Below are 15,221 nucleotides of genomic sequence, written 5' to 3' on the forward strand. Positions count from 1 at the left end.
TAGCTCTCCCATCCATATTTCGCTAGAAATTAGAATAGGTTTGACCAACCCAAAACTTTTATTTTAGGTCTAATCTGGTAATATGTGGTTATGATTGTTTTGCTGAAATTACTCTTTGTAGTCGACATTCAGAGTAATGGTAAGAACTAATAAACAGCTCTCATACAAATATAGCATTTTAAAATCCAAGATGCAACATGTTTCTATTCTTCACTAATAACAGGTGCGACCCCTAAGTGCTTTTTTAATACAGCTCTCATTATTTCTAGTGTTTTTTCTTTGTCTTTTTTAGGAACAATTACTGCATCATGAACAGTAAAAGGGATAATTCCTTGATTAACTAATTCACGACAAATACCATCAATAAAGATACTGGATTCAATCTTTGTTAGCTTTACGGAAAAATCAGCATGGTTCTTTTTCTTATAATATTCTATAATTGCATTAATACCAGGGTAACACTTTTTAAATATATTTTTCTCTTGTAGGTAATTTTCATTTTTGGAATACGCAATACACATCCAAATGTCTTTACACTCGTCTCTTGTTTTACCATATAACTCTTGTAGACGCTCATACCATACACCTTGGGTTGTATGCTTACAATAGTCCTCAATCTCAAGCCTCAAGGCTGTATTAACATCCTTGTAGTGCTCTTTTAACACAATATTGAGCATTACTGGCTGGGAGTTCTTTAAGTCCAAATAAACCATATCTTCATAGCCTACAATAAATTGCCTTAACTCACTAGCTAAAAAAGTAAGATTGGTGTCAATTCGGTTATTTGCTTTATTCTTACTAAACTTAAGTGTTTTGTTAATCTTGCCATTATGAATTGCAAGCACAGAACTTAGCCTGGAGGTGTATTTTTGATTAATTCTATTACTGTCATTATCAGTTAAAGTAAATGCTATGTTTGTTCTATATTGGTTTTCAATAAATCTTAGAGCTTCTTCATGATGTAATTTGAAATACTTTCTAAAATGACTCCCCATTTTTTTAATATGCTTAGGAGCGTTATTTATAAAGACAGAATCTTTCTCATAACTAGAGGTTAAATAACTCTTGTTTTTTAAATCTATTAATATTTTTATTTGATACCAATCATTATAAATCCTATTTTTTTGATGGTCTATTTTCTTATTGTTTATAGTATTTAAGTAAGTAATTGTAATACCTTTTTGGAAACAATAGGGAGAATGTAATATTTCTTTATTTATATTATATAGTATATTAAGTTTATTAGTATTTTCAATATAATAATCTATATGATGTAAATAATAATAAGTGGTTTTACCAGCATAATAATTATCATTCCATATTATACCTTGATTTACCAGAAACCGAATATAATTTGAATATGAATTACCATATTTAGTTTTAAGAAACCTACTATCTAAAGGAATAAATTGATATAAATATTTTTCATTTTGTTTATTGTAAATGCTACTTTTTGTGATTACTTCATTTATAATAGAAAAGAAGACTTCAAGATTATAATCAAAATCAGCAAAACCTAGATGCAATTTTAAAAGTAGGTTATCTACAATTACCTTAGGTAAATGGATAGTTCTATATTTTTTATAAGATGTTCTCTTCATTTGGGGTTTATCGCTTGTGTTAACTAAGCTGCTCTAAATATACTATCTCTTCAATTAAAAGTTAATTGCATGCTATATAAATTTCACTATCTTCTTCTAGCCAATATTTTTTCTTCATAATGGCTGTTTCTTTAAAAGTGTTTGCTTATAGTGTTCTAACGAGGTAATATAAAATTGCATGTTAGGGTTTGCGTGAGCTCTAGAGTACAAAAAGTACATTTAAAGCATCAAACGGTACCCTGGTGATAACGGAGGGAGGGTATGTAAGAGAGGTCTGTCCTCCGTCAGTACATAGGGGAGTTACTACATATTAGATGTACTCCTAAGTGTATAGAATTAGTTAATTAATCAGTCCATCTTTAGAGGTGTCTAATATGGGTGTCACTATGTGGAATTCGCCTTGCTCGTCTTTTAATAGAGCAAAATTTTTCAACATAGTATCGTATATCGTATCATCAAACCCTTCATTTTTGGACTTTATTAATGCAATTAGGCCTTGCTTAACTAGCAGCTTGTAGGTTAGTTCATCATCAAAATTTAAATCGTTATTTTTATTAGTTTCCATTAGCAATAGCAATTTGTCTTGGCTCTGATGTTAAATACTCAGCAAGAATTAACTCGTCTAGTTCATTGTTTTCATATAGCCAGATAAGCTCTTGTTTTAGGCTTTCGTCACTAAAGTCAGCATTCTCTTGATACTGGATGCTTACATAGGTTTTTAGTAATTGTTTTGTTAGTGGTGAGTACATTAACTCGATGTTTTCTATAGTAAATTTCATGGTTTTAATTTTTTTTTTGTATTATTTGGTACTTATGATTGAATTCAAATAAAAGACTATGGTGTATTCTCCAACTATGTCTCTTCTTGAATAATAATTCTGGCTGGTCTTTATATTTTTCTTTTACAATCTTCATTCGGTATCTGAAAGTACGTTCTGAAATACCCGTAATTGCCAGTACCTCATCAAATTTTAAATGTGTTTTTTGCTTCATATCTATCTTTATTAATAAATATGCAGCTGCAACTGAAAAAGACACATTTAGTCAAAAATATATTTGACAAACTCATTAATAAGCTTATTTTTAATCAAAAATCCATCTATCGGGGTATGGAATAAAATAATTGATGTGTAATTAATTACAAGAACACCAAAAACCTATTGGAAATGAATGTTATAAAGAAAATAACAAATAAGTTAATTGAATTTAGAAATGAACGAGATTGGGAACAGTTTCATAACCCTAAAGATTTAGCCTTAGCTCTAAGTATAGAGACAAATGAATTACTTGAAGAGTATTTATGGAAAAAAGCTGAGGAAGCAGATAAAGAAGCTGTCAAAAAAGAATTAGCTGATGTATTTGCTTACGCATTCCTACTTGCCGAAAAATATGACTTTAATGTTGAAGAAATAGTTCTGGATAAAATAGAAATTAATAGAAAAAAGTATCCTATACACAAATCTAAAGGCTCTTCTAAAAAGTATACTAAACTATGATTTCAAACTTCGAATTATCTGTAGAAGTATCTAAACTCTATAACTTTAATAAGAATTCTCTAAATGAAATAAACAAAAACACATGGGTGAAAAACCAATGGCCTCTGGTCTATTTTATTCAAAATGAATCTAAAAAAGTTGCTTACGTTGGTGAATCTACGAATTTTTCAAATAGGGTAAAAAATCATTTAGCAAACCCTAAAAAGGCAAATGCTTTTAATAAAATATCAATTATTGGTTCTGATAAATTTAATAAATCAGCTACTCTTGATATTGAATCAAAATTAATTCAATACATATCATCAGAAGGCACCTATGAATTACACAACGGAAATCATGGACTAATTAATCATAACTACTATCAACAAGATTTATATAAAGATATCTTTAAAGATATTTGGAGTAAATTAATAGAGAACAAGATAGTAAGTAAATCTCTTGAAGAAATTGAGAACTCTGAACTTTTTAAGTACTCACCATATAAATCACTTAATGAAGACCAATATAATTCTGTTATAGAGATAATTAACGCTTTATCAGAAAAAAGAACTAACAAAATTTTTATAAAAGGGAGTGCTGGAACTGGAAAAACAATTCTTGCTTCATATTTAATAAAACTACTTGGCTCTGATGTTTCTGAAACTAACCTTGAAGATTTAAGTGATAACGAAATTCAAGAAATAAATTTAATTAGAACATATAAAAATAAATATCCTAATGCAGAAATAGGCTTTGTTGTAGCAATGAGTTCTCTTCGAAAAACTCTACAAAATGTATTTAGAAAAATTCCAGAATTAAAATCATCAATGATAATTAGCCCCTCAGATACTTTTAAGAAAAAGTATGACTTATTAATTGTTGATGAAGCTCACCGTCTTAGGCAATATAAAAATATCGGATGGATGGGTGTTTTTAAAAAGAACAATAGAAAACTTGGACTTGATGATACAGGTACTGAATTAGACTGGATAATTGCAAATAGCACTAACCAAATATTCTTTTATGACTCTGCACAATCTGTTAAACCTTCAGATGTTCCTTCTTCTCATTTCGATAAATTATTTAATGAGCCTAATACTATAGAAATAGAACTTAAATCTCAAATGCGCTCTAATGGAGGTAATGATTACATTTCTTTTGTTGATAATTTACTTAACGTTAATCTTAAAGATAAGTACCTATACGCTCCAAAAAACTATGAAATCCTTGTCTTTGACTCCATGAAAGATATGTATGAGCAATTATCTATAAAGGAAGAAAAACATGGGTTATGTAGATTAGTAGCAGGATATTCTTGGCCATGGCTATCAGACCCAAAGAAAAAACCGAAGCCAGACCTTGATGCTATTGATATTTCTATTGACGGTGTCGAATTACAATGGAACAAGACCGATAAAGATTGGGTAAATTCAGAAAATTCATTTAAAGAGGTTGGGTGCATACACACAACTCAAGGATACGATTTAAATTATACTGGTGTAATTTTTGGAGAAGAAATATCATTTAACAAAAATACAAATCAGATAGAAATTGATAAATCGAAATATTTTGATAAAAATGGAAAAAGAGGTTTAAATGATATAGAAAAATTAAAAGAGTACATAATAAACATATACAAAACAATAATGTTTAGAGGAATTAAAGGTGTATATATTTATGCTTGTGATAAAAACCTAAGAGATTATTTTAAACAGTATATTAATTCTTTTCAAAGTAAAGAAAGGTTAAGGATTCTGCCTTTTACAGAAGTTAAACCCTTTGTAAATTCAGTACCAATCTTAGACATATACGCAGCAGCTGGAGACTTTAGCAAACTACAAACACAATCAGAGTTTAAAAATATGAAGTGGGTAGAATTACCTATTAACATTTCTGTAAAAAATAACTATTTTATTTGTCAAGTTATTGGAGAATCAATGAATAAAAAAATTGAAAATGGTTCTTGGTGCTTATTCAAAAAATACTCTGGAGGGAGCAGAGAAGGTAAAATAGTATTAGTAGAACATTATAACATTCAAGATTCTGATTTTGGAGCTGGTTATACAATAAAATCATATCATAGTGAAAAATTGATTACAAATGAGAGTTGGCTTCATAAATCCATAACATTAAAGCCACAATCATATGAAACCACGTATAAAGACATAATATTAAAAGAAGACGAATTAAGTGAATTAAAGATTATTGGTGAATTTATTACAGTATTGAGTCTTTAATGTTCAATATTAGACTATGCTTCAAAATAGCACACTATATTTCAATCATACGTATGTTTTTAGTCGTATAATTTTGACACCCTAAAAATATACACTATATTTACTTTATAATATTTCAAGAGCTATGAAAGTAAAGTACATTAGAGTTTCAACTTTAGAGCAGAATACAGAAAGGCAACAAACGAATTCAGAAAATTTTCAATCTGTTTATATCGATAAAATTAGTGGAGCTATTCCTTTCTTTGAAAGACCACAAGGAAAAAAACTAACAAAGGATATTAATAACAGTAAAGTTGATGAAGTTCATATTTCTTCAATTGACCGTATGGGAAGAAATATTTTAGACATTCTAACTGTTTCAGAGTTCTTTAATAAAAACAATGTTAATTTATATGTCGAAAATATAGGGATGTATTCAATGGTTGACGGAAAACCAAATCCAATTTTTAAGATGATAATAAGTGTACTTGGAAATGTAGCAGAGATGGAACGAACAAATATGTTAGAGCGCCAACGTCAAGGAATCGAGATAGCCAAAGCTAAAGGAAAATATACTGGGCGCTTGTATGGAGCTATTATGAGTGACGAAGCATTTTTAATTAAATACAAGAAGGTAAAGCAAGAACTTGAAAATGGAGAGTCACTGCGCAGAGCTGCCAAACTTGGGGAATGTTCATTAGGAACAGCTCAAAAAGTAAAACGACTAATTAGTTAATTAGTCGTTTTACAGTTTAAAATAATCATTTACTCATGACATCATAAAGTAAAGAAAACTTTTTAATCTCTTGATTAAAATGGTTCGAAATAATTATATTTACGGGAGCAAAAAAGGCTTACATTCGTGTAAGTCTTTTTGTATTTTTACACTATGCGATTTCCTAAAAAACTTATCCAAAAAATATCATCACGTAAAGAAGATACTTCTCTCAGGTCACTTGGTACTGGAACTCATTTAATAGATTTCTCTTCAAATGATTACTTAGGCTACGCTAAATCTGGTTTAATTTTCGATAAAACACATCAATTTTTAATTGATAAAAACATAAAGCAGAACGGAGCAACTGGTTCTCGTTTACTTTCTGGAAATCACAAACTATATATCAGCGTTGAAAAAAAAATCACTGAATTCCATAATACAGAGGCTGCTTTAATTTTCAATTCTGGCTACGATGCCAATATTGGTTTCTTTTCATCTGTACCTCAACGCGGCGATATTATTTTATATGATGAATTTATTCATGCTTCTATTCGCGATGGTGTTCAATTATCAAACGCAAAAAGCTATAAGTTTAAGCATAATGATATAGGTAATTTAGAGAACAAAATACTATCTGTTAGAACCGGATCTAAAAACCAAGAATCTGAAATTTATGTGATAACCGAATCTGTTTTCTCTATGGATGGCGACTCGCCTGATTTAATTGCCATAGTTGAAACTTGTAAAAAACACAACGTTTATTTAATTGTAGATGAAGCACACGCTGTTGGTGTATTTAAAAATGGACTTGTTGAAAAACTGAATTTAGAAAATGATGTTTTTGCTAGAATTATAACTTTCGGTAAAGCATTAGGTTGTCACGGGGCCGTAATTTTAGGGAGCGGTGAACTGAAACAATACTTAATTAATTTTGCTAGAAGTTTTATTTATACCACAGGCTTACCGCCACATTCATTGGCAACCGTACATTGTGTTTACGAGGAGCTTGAGAGTTCTAACGGAATAGAGAACTCAAAAGTATTACATCAAAATATTCAGCATTTTATATCAGAAACAAAACGACTTAATTTAAAGTTTATAAATAGTGACTCTGCAATTCATTGCTGCATAATACCTAGTAATGAAAAAGTAAAATATGTAGCTAAACAGCTTAAAGAAAAAGGATTCGAGGTAAAGCCAATTTTATCTCCCACAGTAACAAAAGGAGAAGAAAGATTACGTTTCTGTTTACATGCTTATAATTCTAGGCTAGAAATCACCAATGTTTTAGAACATCTTGCTATTTTTGTTTAAAAACTTATGAGAGACAACTATACTATTTTAACTGTTTTTGAATATTCTACTGAAGCTCATCTTGTTAAATCTAAATTAGACTCAGATAACATCAGAACTTTATTGATGGATGAAAAGACGATTGATTCTGATCCTTTAATAAGTCAAGCAATAGGCGGAGTAAAACTATTAGTACATAATGATGATTTAGAAAAAGCACTAATAATTTACAATGAAATTAGAGTATATAAAAAAGATAAAAACGGAAACACTATTCACTGTGCAAACTGCAATTCTTCTAAAATACTAGTTGCTCCACCACAACGAAAAAGCTTTTTTTATATGTTGTTTCCTTTTTTTGAAAGCAGAAAATTAATTTGTAATGATTGTAAAACAATCTTTTAAATGAAAAAATATTTTATTACCGGAATTTCTACTGAAGTAGGAAAAACTATAGCATCAGCTATTATAACTGAGGCACTAGAAGCTGATTATTGGAAACCAATACAAGCGGGTGAATTAGACAATTCTGATTCACATAAAATTGAACAACTAATTTCTAACTCTACAACTATAATTCACCCAAACTCTTATGCATTAAACACCCCTATGAGTCCGCATGCAGCTGCAGAAATAGACGGAATTACTGTTGAATTATCAAAAATAACAGCTCCTAAAACTGATAACAATTTAGTTATAGAAGGCGCTGGCGGATTATTAGTTCCGTTAAATAATTCGGATACCATTTTAGATATTATCAAACCCGATTATAAAGTAATTATTGTTTCTCGTCATTATTTAGGGAGCATTAACCATACCTTATTAACAGTGAATCTATTAAAAGAAAAAGGTTTTGATATTGCGATTATTTTCTCTGGAAATGAACATAAAACAACAGAAGAAATCATCAAAAATATGACGAACGTTTCTGTAATCGGGCGCATAGATGAGGAACCTTATTTTGATAAAAATGTAGTTAGAGAATACGCCGAGCTTTTTAAAGAAAAGCTATTGAATTTATAAACGCCACACTGAACTTATTTCTTGGTTGAATAGCGAAGCAAAGTTATATTTACAACTAGTTAACTTGATGCGATGCTGAAACAAGTTCAGCATGACGAAACATATAATAAATTAGACACAAATACCAACATAACGTCACCCTGAACTTGTTTCAGGGTCGTATAATAAAAAGAAGTATACTTGCTAATTTAGTATTAAACTTATTATCAGTATAAAGAAAAAATAAAAAATGACACTTCAAGAAAGAGATAAAAAGCATTTGTGGCATCCGTTAAAACAACACCAAACACATCCAGATAGTTTAGGAATTGTAAAAGCCAAAGGATGTATTTTAACTGATGAAAATGGCAATGAATATATCGATGCTATTTCATCTTGGTATACTTGTATGTTTGGGCATTGTAACGATTTTATTACGAGTCGTGTTTACCAACAAATGCAAACATTAGATCAAATAATGTTTAGTGATTTTACACACGAACCTGCTGTGAAATTATCCGAAGAATTGATTAAAATTCTTCCTGATAATCAAAATAGAATTTTCTTTAACGATAACGGATCAACAGCTGTAGAAGCGGCTATTAAAATGGCATTGCAATACTATTTTAATAAAGGCGAAAAACGAACTACTTTCATTGCTTTTGAAGATGGTTTTCATGGTGATACTTTCGGTGCCATGTCGGTTTCTGGCTTATCGGCTTACAACGGGCCGTTTGAAGATTTTTTAATGGATATTGAGCGTATTCCTATTCCGAATGGAAAAAACAATCAAGAAATTTTAAATCAGTTAGAAAAAATCGTTGTCAAAAATGATATCGCCGGCTTTATTTACGAACCTTTAGTGCAAGGTGCTGCCGGAATGAAAATTCATGAAGCAGAAGATTTAAACGAGATTTTAAATTTCTGCAAAGAAAATAATATTTTAATGATTGCTGATGAAGTGATGACTGGCTTCGGAAAAACAGGAAATCATTTTGCTTCGGATGAAGTTGCTACAAAACCAGATATTATTTGTTTAAGTAAAGCTTTAACTGCTGGTTTAGTGCCAATGGCAATTACCTCTTGTACTGAAGAAATTTATAGTACTTTTTTAAGCAATGATATTGCAAAAGGTTTTTTTCATTGCCACACCTATTCAGCAAATCCTATTGCTTGTAGCGCTGCTTTGGCTAGTATCGAATTACTACAATCTAAAGAAATTCAAGAAAGCATTCAAACTATTATAACTTCTCACAAAACGTTTGAAGAACGTATTAAAAAGCACCCAAAAGTAACAACTACAAGAACTAAAGGTGTAATTTTAGCAATCGATTTAAAAACCAATGCGAATCGTTACGGTACTTTACGAGACCAATTATTAAAACACTTTATGAATGACGGCGTGTTTTTACGTCCGTTAGGAAATACCATTTATATTCAACCGCCTTATGTAATTACAAAAGAGCAGTTACAAAAAGTATACACCACTATCGAAAAGGTTTTAGATATCTTCTAAAACCTTTTCTTTAACTAATAAATTTATTTCTTTTTGTGTTTCTTTAATACGCACATATAAATCTTCATAAATCCATTCGCCATTAGTTCTTATTCCTCGAATAATTAATGTTCCTTTTCCGCTTGGTCCCGAAATCGGAATTAAGAAATCAACATCTCCTTCATCATTATTTATTGATATATTTCCTGATGGAATTCCGTATTTTTCAATTGGTTCTCCTAAATAACGAAGTACTTCTTTATTCTTAGAAGCTTGTTCTATAGCATACTCTACAGGCGTAGCATTTGTAATCATTTCTGATATACCAAAAAACGCAGCGCCAATACCAAAAACAAATAATAAAATAAGTCCGATACATCCGCAGCCACAACCACCAACAGGCACTACCCAACCCCAATTTCTACCAAACCAACTTTTTTGTTCTTGCACTTCCATTTGTTCTCTTTTTTTCACAATATAAATATTTATTTATTTCGTAATGCTTGATTTTACCATTATTTTTGTGAAAACTTTAATACGTTGAAAGAACCAATTTCTATTACCTCTTTTGCTTCCGTTTCTGCTTTAGGAAGTACTCCTGAGCAAATTTGGGAAAACTATTTAAATACAAAACATTTCTTAAGGTTAAAAGAAAACGTTTGGACAGGTAGCTTGAATCAACAAGATAGACTTGCTATTGCCGAAATAAGAAGTTCAGATAATAAGTATAAAAACTTAGACGATTCGGTTATATATACTTTGTATGTAGCAAGAAAGGCTATTGAAAAAACGAATTGGAATTCTGAAGATAACTTCGGAATTAACATTGGTTCATCACGAGGAGCAACTTCTTTATTTGAAAAATATCACAAAGAATTTTTAGAAACCGGTAAATCCTCAACCTTAAGTTCGCCAACCACTACATTAGGAAATATTTCTTCTTGGATTGCCCATGATTTACAAAGTAACGGACCAGAAATTTCACATTCAATAACCTGCTCTACAGGATTGCACTCTTTGTTAAACGGCGTTGCTTGGTTACAATCAGGCATGTCAGAAAAATTTATGATTGGTGCTAGTGAAGCTTCTTTAACTAATTTTACGATTGCCCAAATGCAAGCGTTAAAAGTGTACTCGAAAGAAGCTGATGAATATCCGTGTAAAGCTTTTGATTTAGAAAAGAAACGAAACACGATGGTTTTAGGAGAAGCTGCAGCCGTTTTTTGTTTAGAAAAAGGAGTTCAAGAAAATGCAGTTGCACTTATTAAAGGTGTAGGTTATGCTACAGAAGTTTTAAAACACAACACTTCGGTTACCGCAAATGCAGATTGTTTTCAGAAATCTATGAAAATGGCTTTAGGTACAATTTCTCCTGATGAAATTGATGTTATTGTAATGCACGCACCAGGAACTATTAAAGGAGATTCATCAGAAATTAACGCCATCCAAAAAGTTTTTAGTAACAAAACACCTTTCTTAACTACTAATAAGTGGAAAGTAGGGCATACTTTCGGTACTTCTGGCTTACTTAGTTTAGAATTAGCCGTCTTTATATTGCAATATCAAAAAGCAATTGAAGTTCCGTTTGCAAAAAAACAAAATCAACCAAAAAAAATAACTAAAGTATTAGTAAATGCAGTTGGTTTTGGCGGGAATGCCGTTTCTGTTTTATTGACGAAATAATAGTGCTTCTTTCAGTCAATTTATTTACTTTTAGTAACTTATTAAAATAATTGCTTTATGATGGAATGGTTTAATGAATTAACTTCTTTTCAGAAAATGTATTGGGTTGTTACAATTGCTTCAACCATAATATTTTTATTTGTTCTTATAAGTACTTTTGTGGGAGCTGATACTGATGATATAGGTGATGTTGATGCTGAAATAGATGCCGATACTGGTGCCGGATTTCAATTTTTCACCTTTAAAAACATGGTTGCTTTTTTCACCATTTTTGGATGGAGCGGAATTGCAAGTATCGATGCAGGAAACTCAAAAGGTATTACCTTATTTATTTCTATTTTCTGTGGATTATTAATGATGACAGCCATGGCTGCATTATTTTACTACATCAGTAAATTAACTTCTAGCGGAACTTTAAAAATGAAAAATGCACTAAACGCTATTGGCGAAGTGTATTTAACTGTAGGAGCTAAAAAATCTAAAATAGGAAAAGTACACATTAAAGTACAAAACTCATTAAGAGAATTAGACGCTTTAACTAATCACGATACTGATTTATTACAAGGAACCGTGATAAAAGTAATTGAAGTAACACCAAACGGATTCTTAATTATTGAACCTCAAAAATAAAAATTGACTATGCTAAAAGGAACATTATTACAAATTGATGGGTTTGCAGGACCTATCGGAATCATTATTGCGATTCTATTTATTTTTATCTTATTTATCACTCTAATTAAACGCTATAAAAGATGTCCTTCGGATAGAATTTTAGTAGTTTATGGTAAAGTTGGTGGTGGCCAATCGGCAAAATGTATTCATGGTGGAGCCGCATTTATTTTTCCGGTAATTCAAGATTATCAATTTTTAGATTTAACACCTATTTCGATAGAAGTAAATTTAGTAAACGCACTTTCTAAACAAAATATTCGTGTAAATGTACCAAGTAGATTTACAATTGGAGTTTCTACAGAGCCAGGAATTATGCAGAATGCTGCAGAAAGATTGTTAGGTTTAGATCAAGATAGTATTCAAGATTTGGCGCAAGAAATTATTTTTGGTCAGTTACGTTTAGTTGTTGCTTCTATGGATATAGAAGAAATTAACAATGATAGAGATAAGTTTTTAACCAATATTTCTCAGTCTGTAGAAACAGAATTAAAGAAAGTAGGATTAAAATTAATCAACGTAAACATTACAGATATTGTTGATGAATCTGGCTATATTGAAGCTTTAGGTAAAGAAGCCGCTGCACATGCAATTAACGCCGCTCGTAAATCTGTTGCCGAAAAAACAAGAGATGGTTCTATTGGTGAAGCAAATGCCGTACAAGACGAAAGAAGTCAGGTAGCTGCTGCAAATGCAAAAGCTGTAGAAGGAGAAAACACAGCAAAGATTGCCGTAGCTAATTCAGATTCTTTACGTAGACAGCGTGAAGCAGAAGCAGAACGTACCGCAATTGCATCAGAAAAAGTACAAACAGCAAACGCATTAAAAGAATCGTATGCTGCAGAGCAAGATGCAGAAGTTGCTAGGGCAGAAAGAGAACGCTCTTCTCAATTAGCAGATATTATTGTTCCTGCCGAAATTGATAAAAGAAAAGTTGAAATTGATGCGGAAGCAAAAGCTGAAAATATTAGAAGAATTGCAAAAGGTGAAGCCGATGCCATTTTATTTAAAGCACAAGCGGAAGCACAAGGTTTGTATGAAGTTTTAACAAAGCAAGCAGCTGGTTTAGATCAGGTTGTAAAAGCAGCTGGTAATAGCTCTAAAGACGCCGTTTTACTTTTAATTGCTGATAAATTACCAGAACTGGTTAAAACACAAGCCGAAGCTATTAAAAATATTAAGATTGATAAAATTACTGTTTGGGAAAACGGTGGCGGAAAAGACGGTAAATCATCAACGTCTAACTTTATTTCTGGAATGTACAAAGCAGTACCACCTTTACAAGAAATGTTTAATATGGCTGGTATGGAATTACCAGAATATCTTAAAGGTAAAGACTCAGCTTCTAAAAATATTGAAGAAGCTAAAGAAGATAATTCGCCTTCTTAAACTTTAAAATAATAAATATAAAATTCCGCTTTCATAGCGGAATTTTTGTTTTTAGCAATTCTTTACTTTCTACGGATAAAAATAGTTAATAAATAACTGTTTTGATTCAGAACTCGATACAAGCGCGTCATTCTGAATTTATTTCAGAATCGCATCTTTACAACAAACAGTGTTGACTCATTATGAGAACCTAAAACAAGTTCAGGTTGACTTAGATATTATTATCAAAACACGATCTATTAATTGTCTGTTCGAGCGGAATCGAGAACTCGTTAAGCTTAAAACAATCTCGACTCCGCTCGATTTGACAATTAAAGAATAGAGGTTAACTATTAATACATAGAAATTACTCTCTCTTTACAAACAAGTTTAGCCCTGATAGAGCGGTTTGTTTGAGCTCTTTTTTATTTTTTTAAAAAAAGCGAGTAGCGAAAGCAGGAAATAGCTTCTAAAAAGAAATAAAAAGCCAATTAGTTTTTTTATTTTTGACAACACAAACAACTTGAATTTATGAGTGAAGTAAGACATAATTGGACGAAAGAAGAAGTTCTTGAGATATATAACAAACCGATGATGGAGCTTTTATATGAAGCTGCAACGGTGCATAGAAAAAGTCATGATCCTAATGTGGTGCAGGTTTCTACACTGTTATCTATAAAAACTGGTGGCTGTTCTGAAGATTGTGGATACTGTCCGCAAGCGGCACGTTACCACACCAATGTTGACGGAAACGATTTAATGTCGGTTCAACAAGTAAAAGCACAGGCTTTAAGAGCAAAATCGGGCGGAAGTTCTCGTGTTTGTATGGGAGCTGCTTGGAGAAACGTAAAAGACGGACCAGAATTTGACCAAGTTTTAGACATGGTAAGAACCATTAACAAGCTAGATATGGAGGTTTGTTGTACTTTAGGTATGGTTACCGAAAATCAGGCACAACGTTTGGCTGAAGCTGGTTTATATGCCTATAATCACAATTTAGATTCATCGGAAGAATATTATAAGGAAGTAATTTCTACACGTGGTTACCAAGATCGTTTAGATACGATTAGCAATGTTCGTAAAACAAACGTAACGGTTTGTTCGGGTGGAATTATTGGAATGGGAGAAAACGCAGCAGATAGAGCAGGAATGTTAGTTGCTTTATCTACTTTAGATCCGCAACCAGAATCTACACCAATTAACGCACTAGTTGCTGTTGAAGGAACTCCGTTAGAAGATGAAAAGCCTGTAGAAATTTGGGATATGGTGCGTATGGTAGCTACTACACGTATTGTTTTACCAGAAACGCAAGTACGTTTATCTGCAGGAAGAACACAAATGAGTAGAGAAGGACAAGCAATGTGTTTCTTTGCAGGAGCAAATTCTATTTTTGCAGGTGATAAGTTACTTACAACTCCGAATCCTGATGTAAATGAAGACATGAAAATGTTTGAAATGCTAGGAATGAATCCTCAAAAACCATTTACTAAAAAAGTACAACCACAATCGGTTGAAGCAAAAGATTCTAAATTTGAAAACTTAGGTGAAAAACCTAAATGGACAAGACCTGACCATAAAATTGAGCGTAATGAAGAAAAAAAGCAAGAAGCTTTAGCTTTTAGAAAAAAATAATTACAATTTTCATTAAACATAAAAAAGCGCCAATATTGGCGCTTTTTATTTTTTATAATCTAAATAAAG

Annotated in this window: 15 protein-coding genes; 11 read left to right on the plus strand and 4 right to left on the minus strand. The window is 31.4% G+C overall.

The genetic code is table 11. From position 1 onward, the window contains the following. Positions 1-203: 203 nt before the first annotated feature. From RRF68_RS08010 to RRF68_RS08020, 3 genes are all read right to left on the minus strand, one after another. Positions 204-1,601, minus strand: coding sequence for a hypothetical protein (locus RRF68_RS08010; RefSeq protein WP_315944017.1), 1,398 nt, complete (start codon positions 1,599-1,601; stop codon positions 204-206). Between the two features lie 340 nt (positions 1,602-1,941). After that, positions 1,942-2,166 (minus strand): hypothetical protein, encoded by a 225-nt coding sequence (locus RRF68_RS08015; RefSeq protein ID WP_315944018.1) that lies wholly within the window; start codon positions 2,164-2,166, stop codon positions 1,942-1,944. Further along, positions 2,156-2,350, minus strand: a complete 195-nt coding sequence (locus tag RRF68_RS08020) for a hypothetical protein (protein ID WP_315944019.1) — start codon at positions 2,348-2,350, stop codon at positions 2,156-2,158. Before RRF68_RS08020 ends, RRF68_RS08015 begins: the two co-directional genes overlap by 11 nt. A gap of 417 nt (positions 2,351-2,767) precedes the next feature. On the opposite strand from RRF68_RS08020, the gene RRF68_RS08025 reads away from it, so the two are divergent. The 7 genes from RRF68_RS08025 to bioA all read left to right on the plus strand — a co-directional run bounded on the left by RRF68_RS08025 (position 2,768) and on the right by bioA (position 9,821). Continuing rightward, complete coding sequence (locus RRF68_RS08025; RefSeq protein WP_315944020.1) at positions 2,768-3,097, plus strand: nucleotide pyrophosphohydrolase; 330 nt, start codon at positions 2,768-2,770, stop codon at positions 3,095-3,097. Further along, entirely contained in the window at positions 3,094-5,313 is a 2,220-nt protein-coding gene (locus RRF68_RS08030; protein ID WP_315944021.1) for a DNA/RNA helicase domain-containing protein, read from the plus strand. The genes RRF68_RS08025 and RRF68_RS08030 overlap by 4 nt, the downstream gene beginning before the upstream one ends. A 124-nt stretch (positions 5,314-5,437) precedes the next feature. Continuing rightward, a complete protein-coding gene (locus RRF68_RS08035) occupies positions 5,438-6,028 on the plus strand; it encodes a recombinase family protein (RefSeq protein WP_315944022.1) in 591 nt (196 codons plus the stop codon). A gap of 153 nt (positions 6,029-6,181) precedes the next feature. Further along, on the plus strand, positions 6,182-7,324 hold the full coding sequence (locus RRF68_RS08040; RefSeq protein WP_315944023.1) for a pyridoxal phosphate-dependent aminotransferase family protein: 1,143 nt from the start codon (positions 6,182-6,184) through the stop codon (positions 7,322-7,324). Between the two features lie 6 nt (positions 7,325-7,330). Then, complete coding sequence (locus tag RRF68_RS08045) at positions 7,331-7,708, plus strand: DUF2007 domain-containing protein (RefSeq protein ID WP_275314966.1); 378 nt, start codon at positions 7,331-7,333, stop codon at positions 7,706-7,708. After that, positions 7,709-8,326 carry a dethiobiotin synthase gene (bioD, locus tag RRF68_RS08050; protein WP_275314967.1) on the plus strand — a complete coding sequence of 206 codons (618 nt, stop codon included), beginning with the start codon at positions 7,709-7,711 and terminating at the stop codon, positions 8,324-8,326. It begins immediately after the preceding gene. Positions 8,327-8,555: 229 nt separating this feature from the next. Continuing rightward, positions 8,556-9,821, plus strand: coding sequence for an adenosylmethionine--8-amino-7-oxononanoate transaminase (gene bioA / locus RRF68_RS08055; RefSeq protein WP_315944024.1), 1,266 nt, complete (start codon positions 8,556-8,558; stop codon positions 9,819-9,821). On the opposite strand, the gene RRF68_RS08060 is transcribed toward bioA, so the two are convergent. Beyond that, entirely contained in the window at positions 9,807-10,274 is a 468-nt protein-coding gene (locus RRF68_RS08060) for a cytochrome c oxidase assembly factor Coa1 family protein (protein ID WP_315944025.1), read from the minus strand. The genes bioA and RRF68_RS08060 overlap by 15 nt on opposite strands. Positions 10,275-10,340: 66 nt before the next feature. Here RRF68_RS08060 and RRF68_RS08065 point away from each other — a divergent pair, with 66 nt between their 5' ends. From RRF68_RS08065 to bioB, 4 genes are all read left to right on the plus strand, one after another. Next, positions 10,341-11,483 (plus strand): beta-ketoacyl synthase N-terminal-like domain-containing protein, encoded by a 1,143-nt coding sequence (locus tag RRF68_RS08065; RefSeq protein WP_315944026.1) that lies wholly within the window; start codon positions 10,341-10,343, stop codon positions 11,481-11,483. A gap of 57 nt (positions 11,484-11,540) precedes the next feature. Then, on the plus strand, positions 11,541-12,113 hold the full coding sequence (locus RRF68_RS08070; RefSeq protein WP_315944027.1) for a hypothetical protein: 573 nt from the start codon (positions 11,541-11,543) through the stop codon (positions 12,111-12,113). 9 nt (positions 12,114-12,122) lie between these two features. After that, the gene (locus RRF68_RS08075) at positions 12,123-13,541 is read left to right on the plus strand and encodes a flotillin family protein (protein ID WP_315944028.1); all 1,419 of its coding nucleotides are present in this window, start codon (positions 12,123-12,125) and stop codon (positions 13,539-13,541) included. A 510-nt stretch (positions 13,542-14,051) separates the two neighbouring features. Next, positions 14,052-15,152 (plus strand): biotin synthase BioB, encoded by a 1,101-nt coding sequence (gene bioB / locus RRF68_RS08080; RefSeq protein WP_218771619.1) that lies wholly within the window; start codon positions 14,052-14,054, stop codon positions 15,150-15,152. Positions 15,153-15,221: the final 69 nt, after the last annotated feature.

Source organism: Tenacibaculum sp. HL-MS23, assembly GCF_032463465.1.
In the GTDB taxonomy this organism is placed as follows: domain Bacteria; phylum Bacteroidota; class Bacteroidia; order Flavobacteriales; family Flavobacteriaceae; genus Polaribacter; species Polaribacter bernardetii.

What these genes read in the sequence shown, in the direction of transcription:
- RRF68_RS08020 (WP_315944019.1), bottom strand. Translation starts at nt 2,350, where the DNA reads ATGTACTCACCACTAACAAAACAATTACTAAAAACCTATGTAAGCATC.
- RRF68_RS08045 (WP_275314966.1), top strand. Translation starts at nt 7,331, where the DNA reads ATGAGAGACAACTATACTATTTTAACTGTTTTTGAATATTCTACTGAA.
- RRF68_RS08025 (WP_315944020.1), top strand. Translation starts at nt 2,768, where the DNA reads ATGAATGTTATAAAGAAAATAACAAATAAGTTAATTGAATTTAGAAAT.
- bioA (WP_315944024.1), top strand. Translation starts at nt 8,556, where the DNA reads ATGACACTTCAAGAAAGAGATAAAAAGCATTTGTGGCATCCGTTAAAA.
- RRF68_RS08035 (WP_315944022.1), top strand. Translation starts at nt 5,438, where the DNA reads ATGAAAGTAAAGTACATTAGAGTTTCAACTTTAGAGCAGAATACAGAA.
- RRF68_RS08015 (WP_315944018.1), bottom strand. Translation starts at nt 2,166, where the DNA reads ATGGAAACTAATAAAAATAACGATTTAAATTTTGATGATGAACTAACC.
- RRF68_RS08070 (WP_315944027.1), top strand. Translation starts at nt 11,541, where the DNA reads ATGATGGAATGGTTTAATGAATTAACTTCTTTTCAGAAAATGTATTGG.
- RRF68_RS08030 (WP_315944021.1), top strand. Translation starts at nt 3,094, where the DNA reads ATGATTTCAAACTTCGAATTATCTGTAGAAGTATCTAAACTCTATAAC.
- bioD (WP_275314967.1), top strand. Translation starts at nt 7,709, where the DNA reads ATGAAAAAATATTTTATTACCGGAATTTCTACTGAAGTAGGAAAAACT.
- bioB (WP_218771619.1), top strand. Translation starts at nt 14,052, where the DNA reads ATGAGTGAAGTAAGACATAATTGGACGAAAGAAGAAGTTCTTGAGATA.
- RRF68_RS08040 (WP_315944023.1), top strand. Translation starts at nt 6,182, where the DNA reads ATGCGATTTCCTAAAAAACTTATCCAAAAAATATCATCACGTAAAGAA.
- RRF68_RS08010 (WP_315944017.1), bottom strand. Translation starts at nt 1,601, where the DNA reads ATGAAGAGAACATCTTATAAAAAATATAGAACTATCCATTTACCTAAG.
- RRF68_RS08075 (WP_315944028.1), top strand. Translation starts at nt 12,123, where the DNA reads ATGCTAAAAGGAACATTATTACAAATTGATGGGTTTGCAGGACCTATC.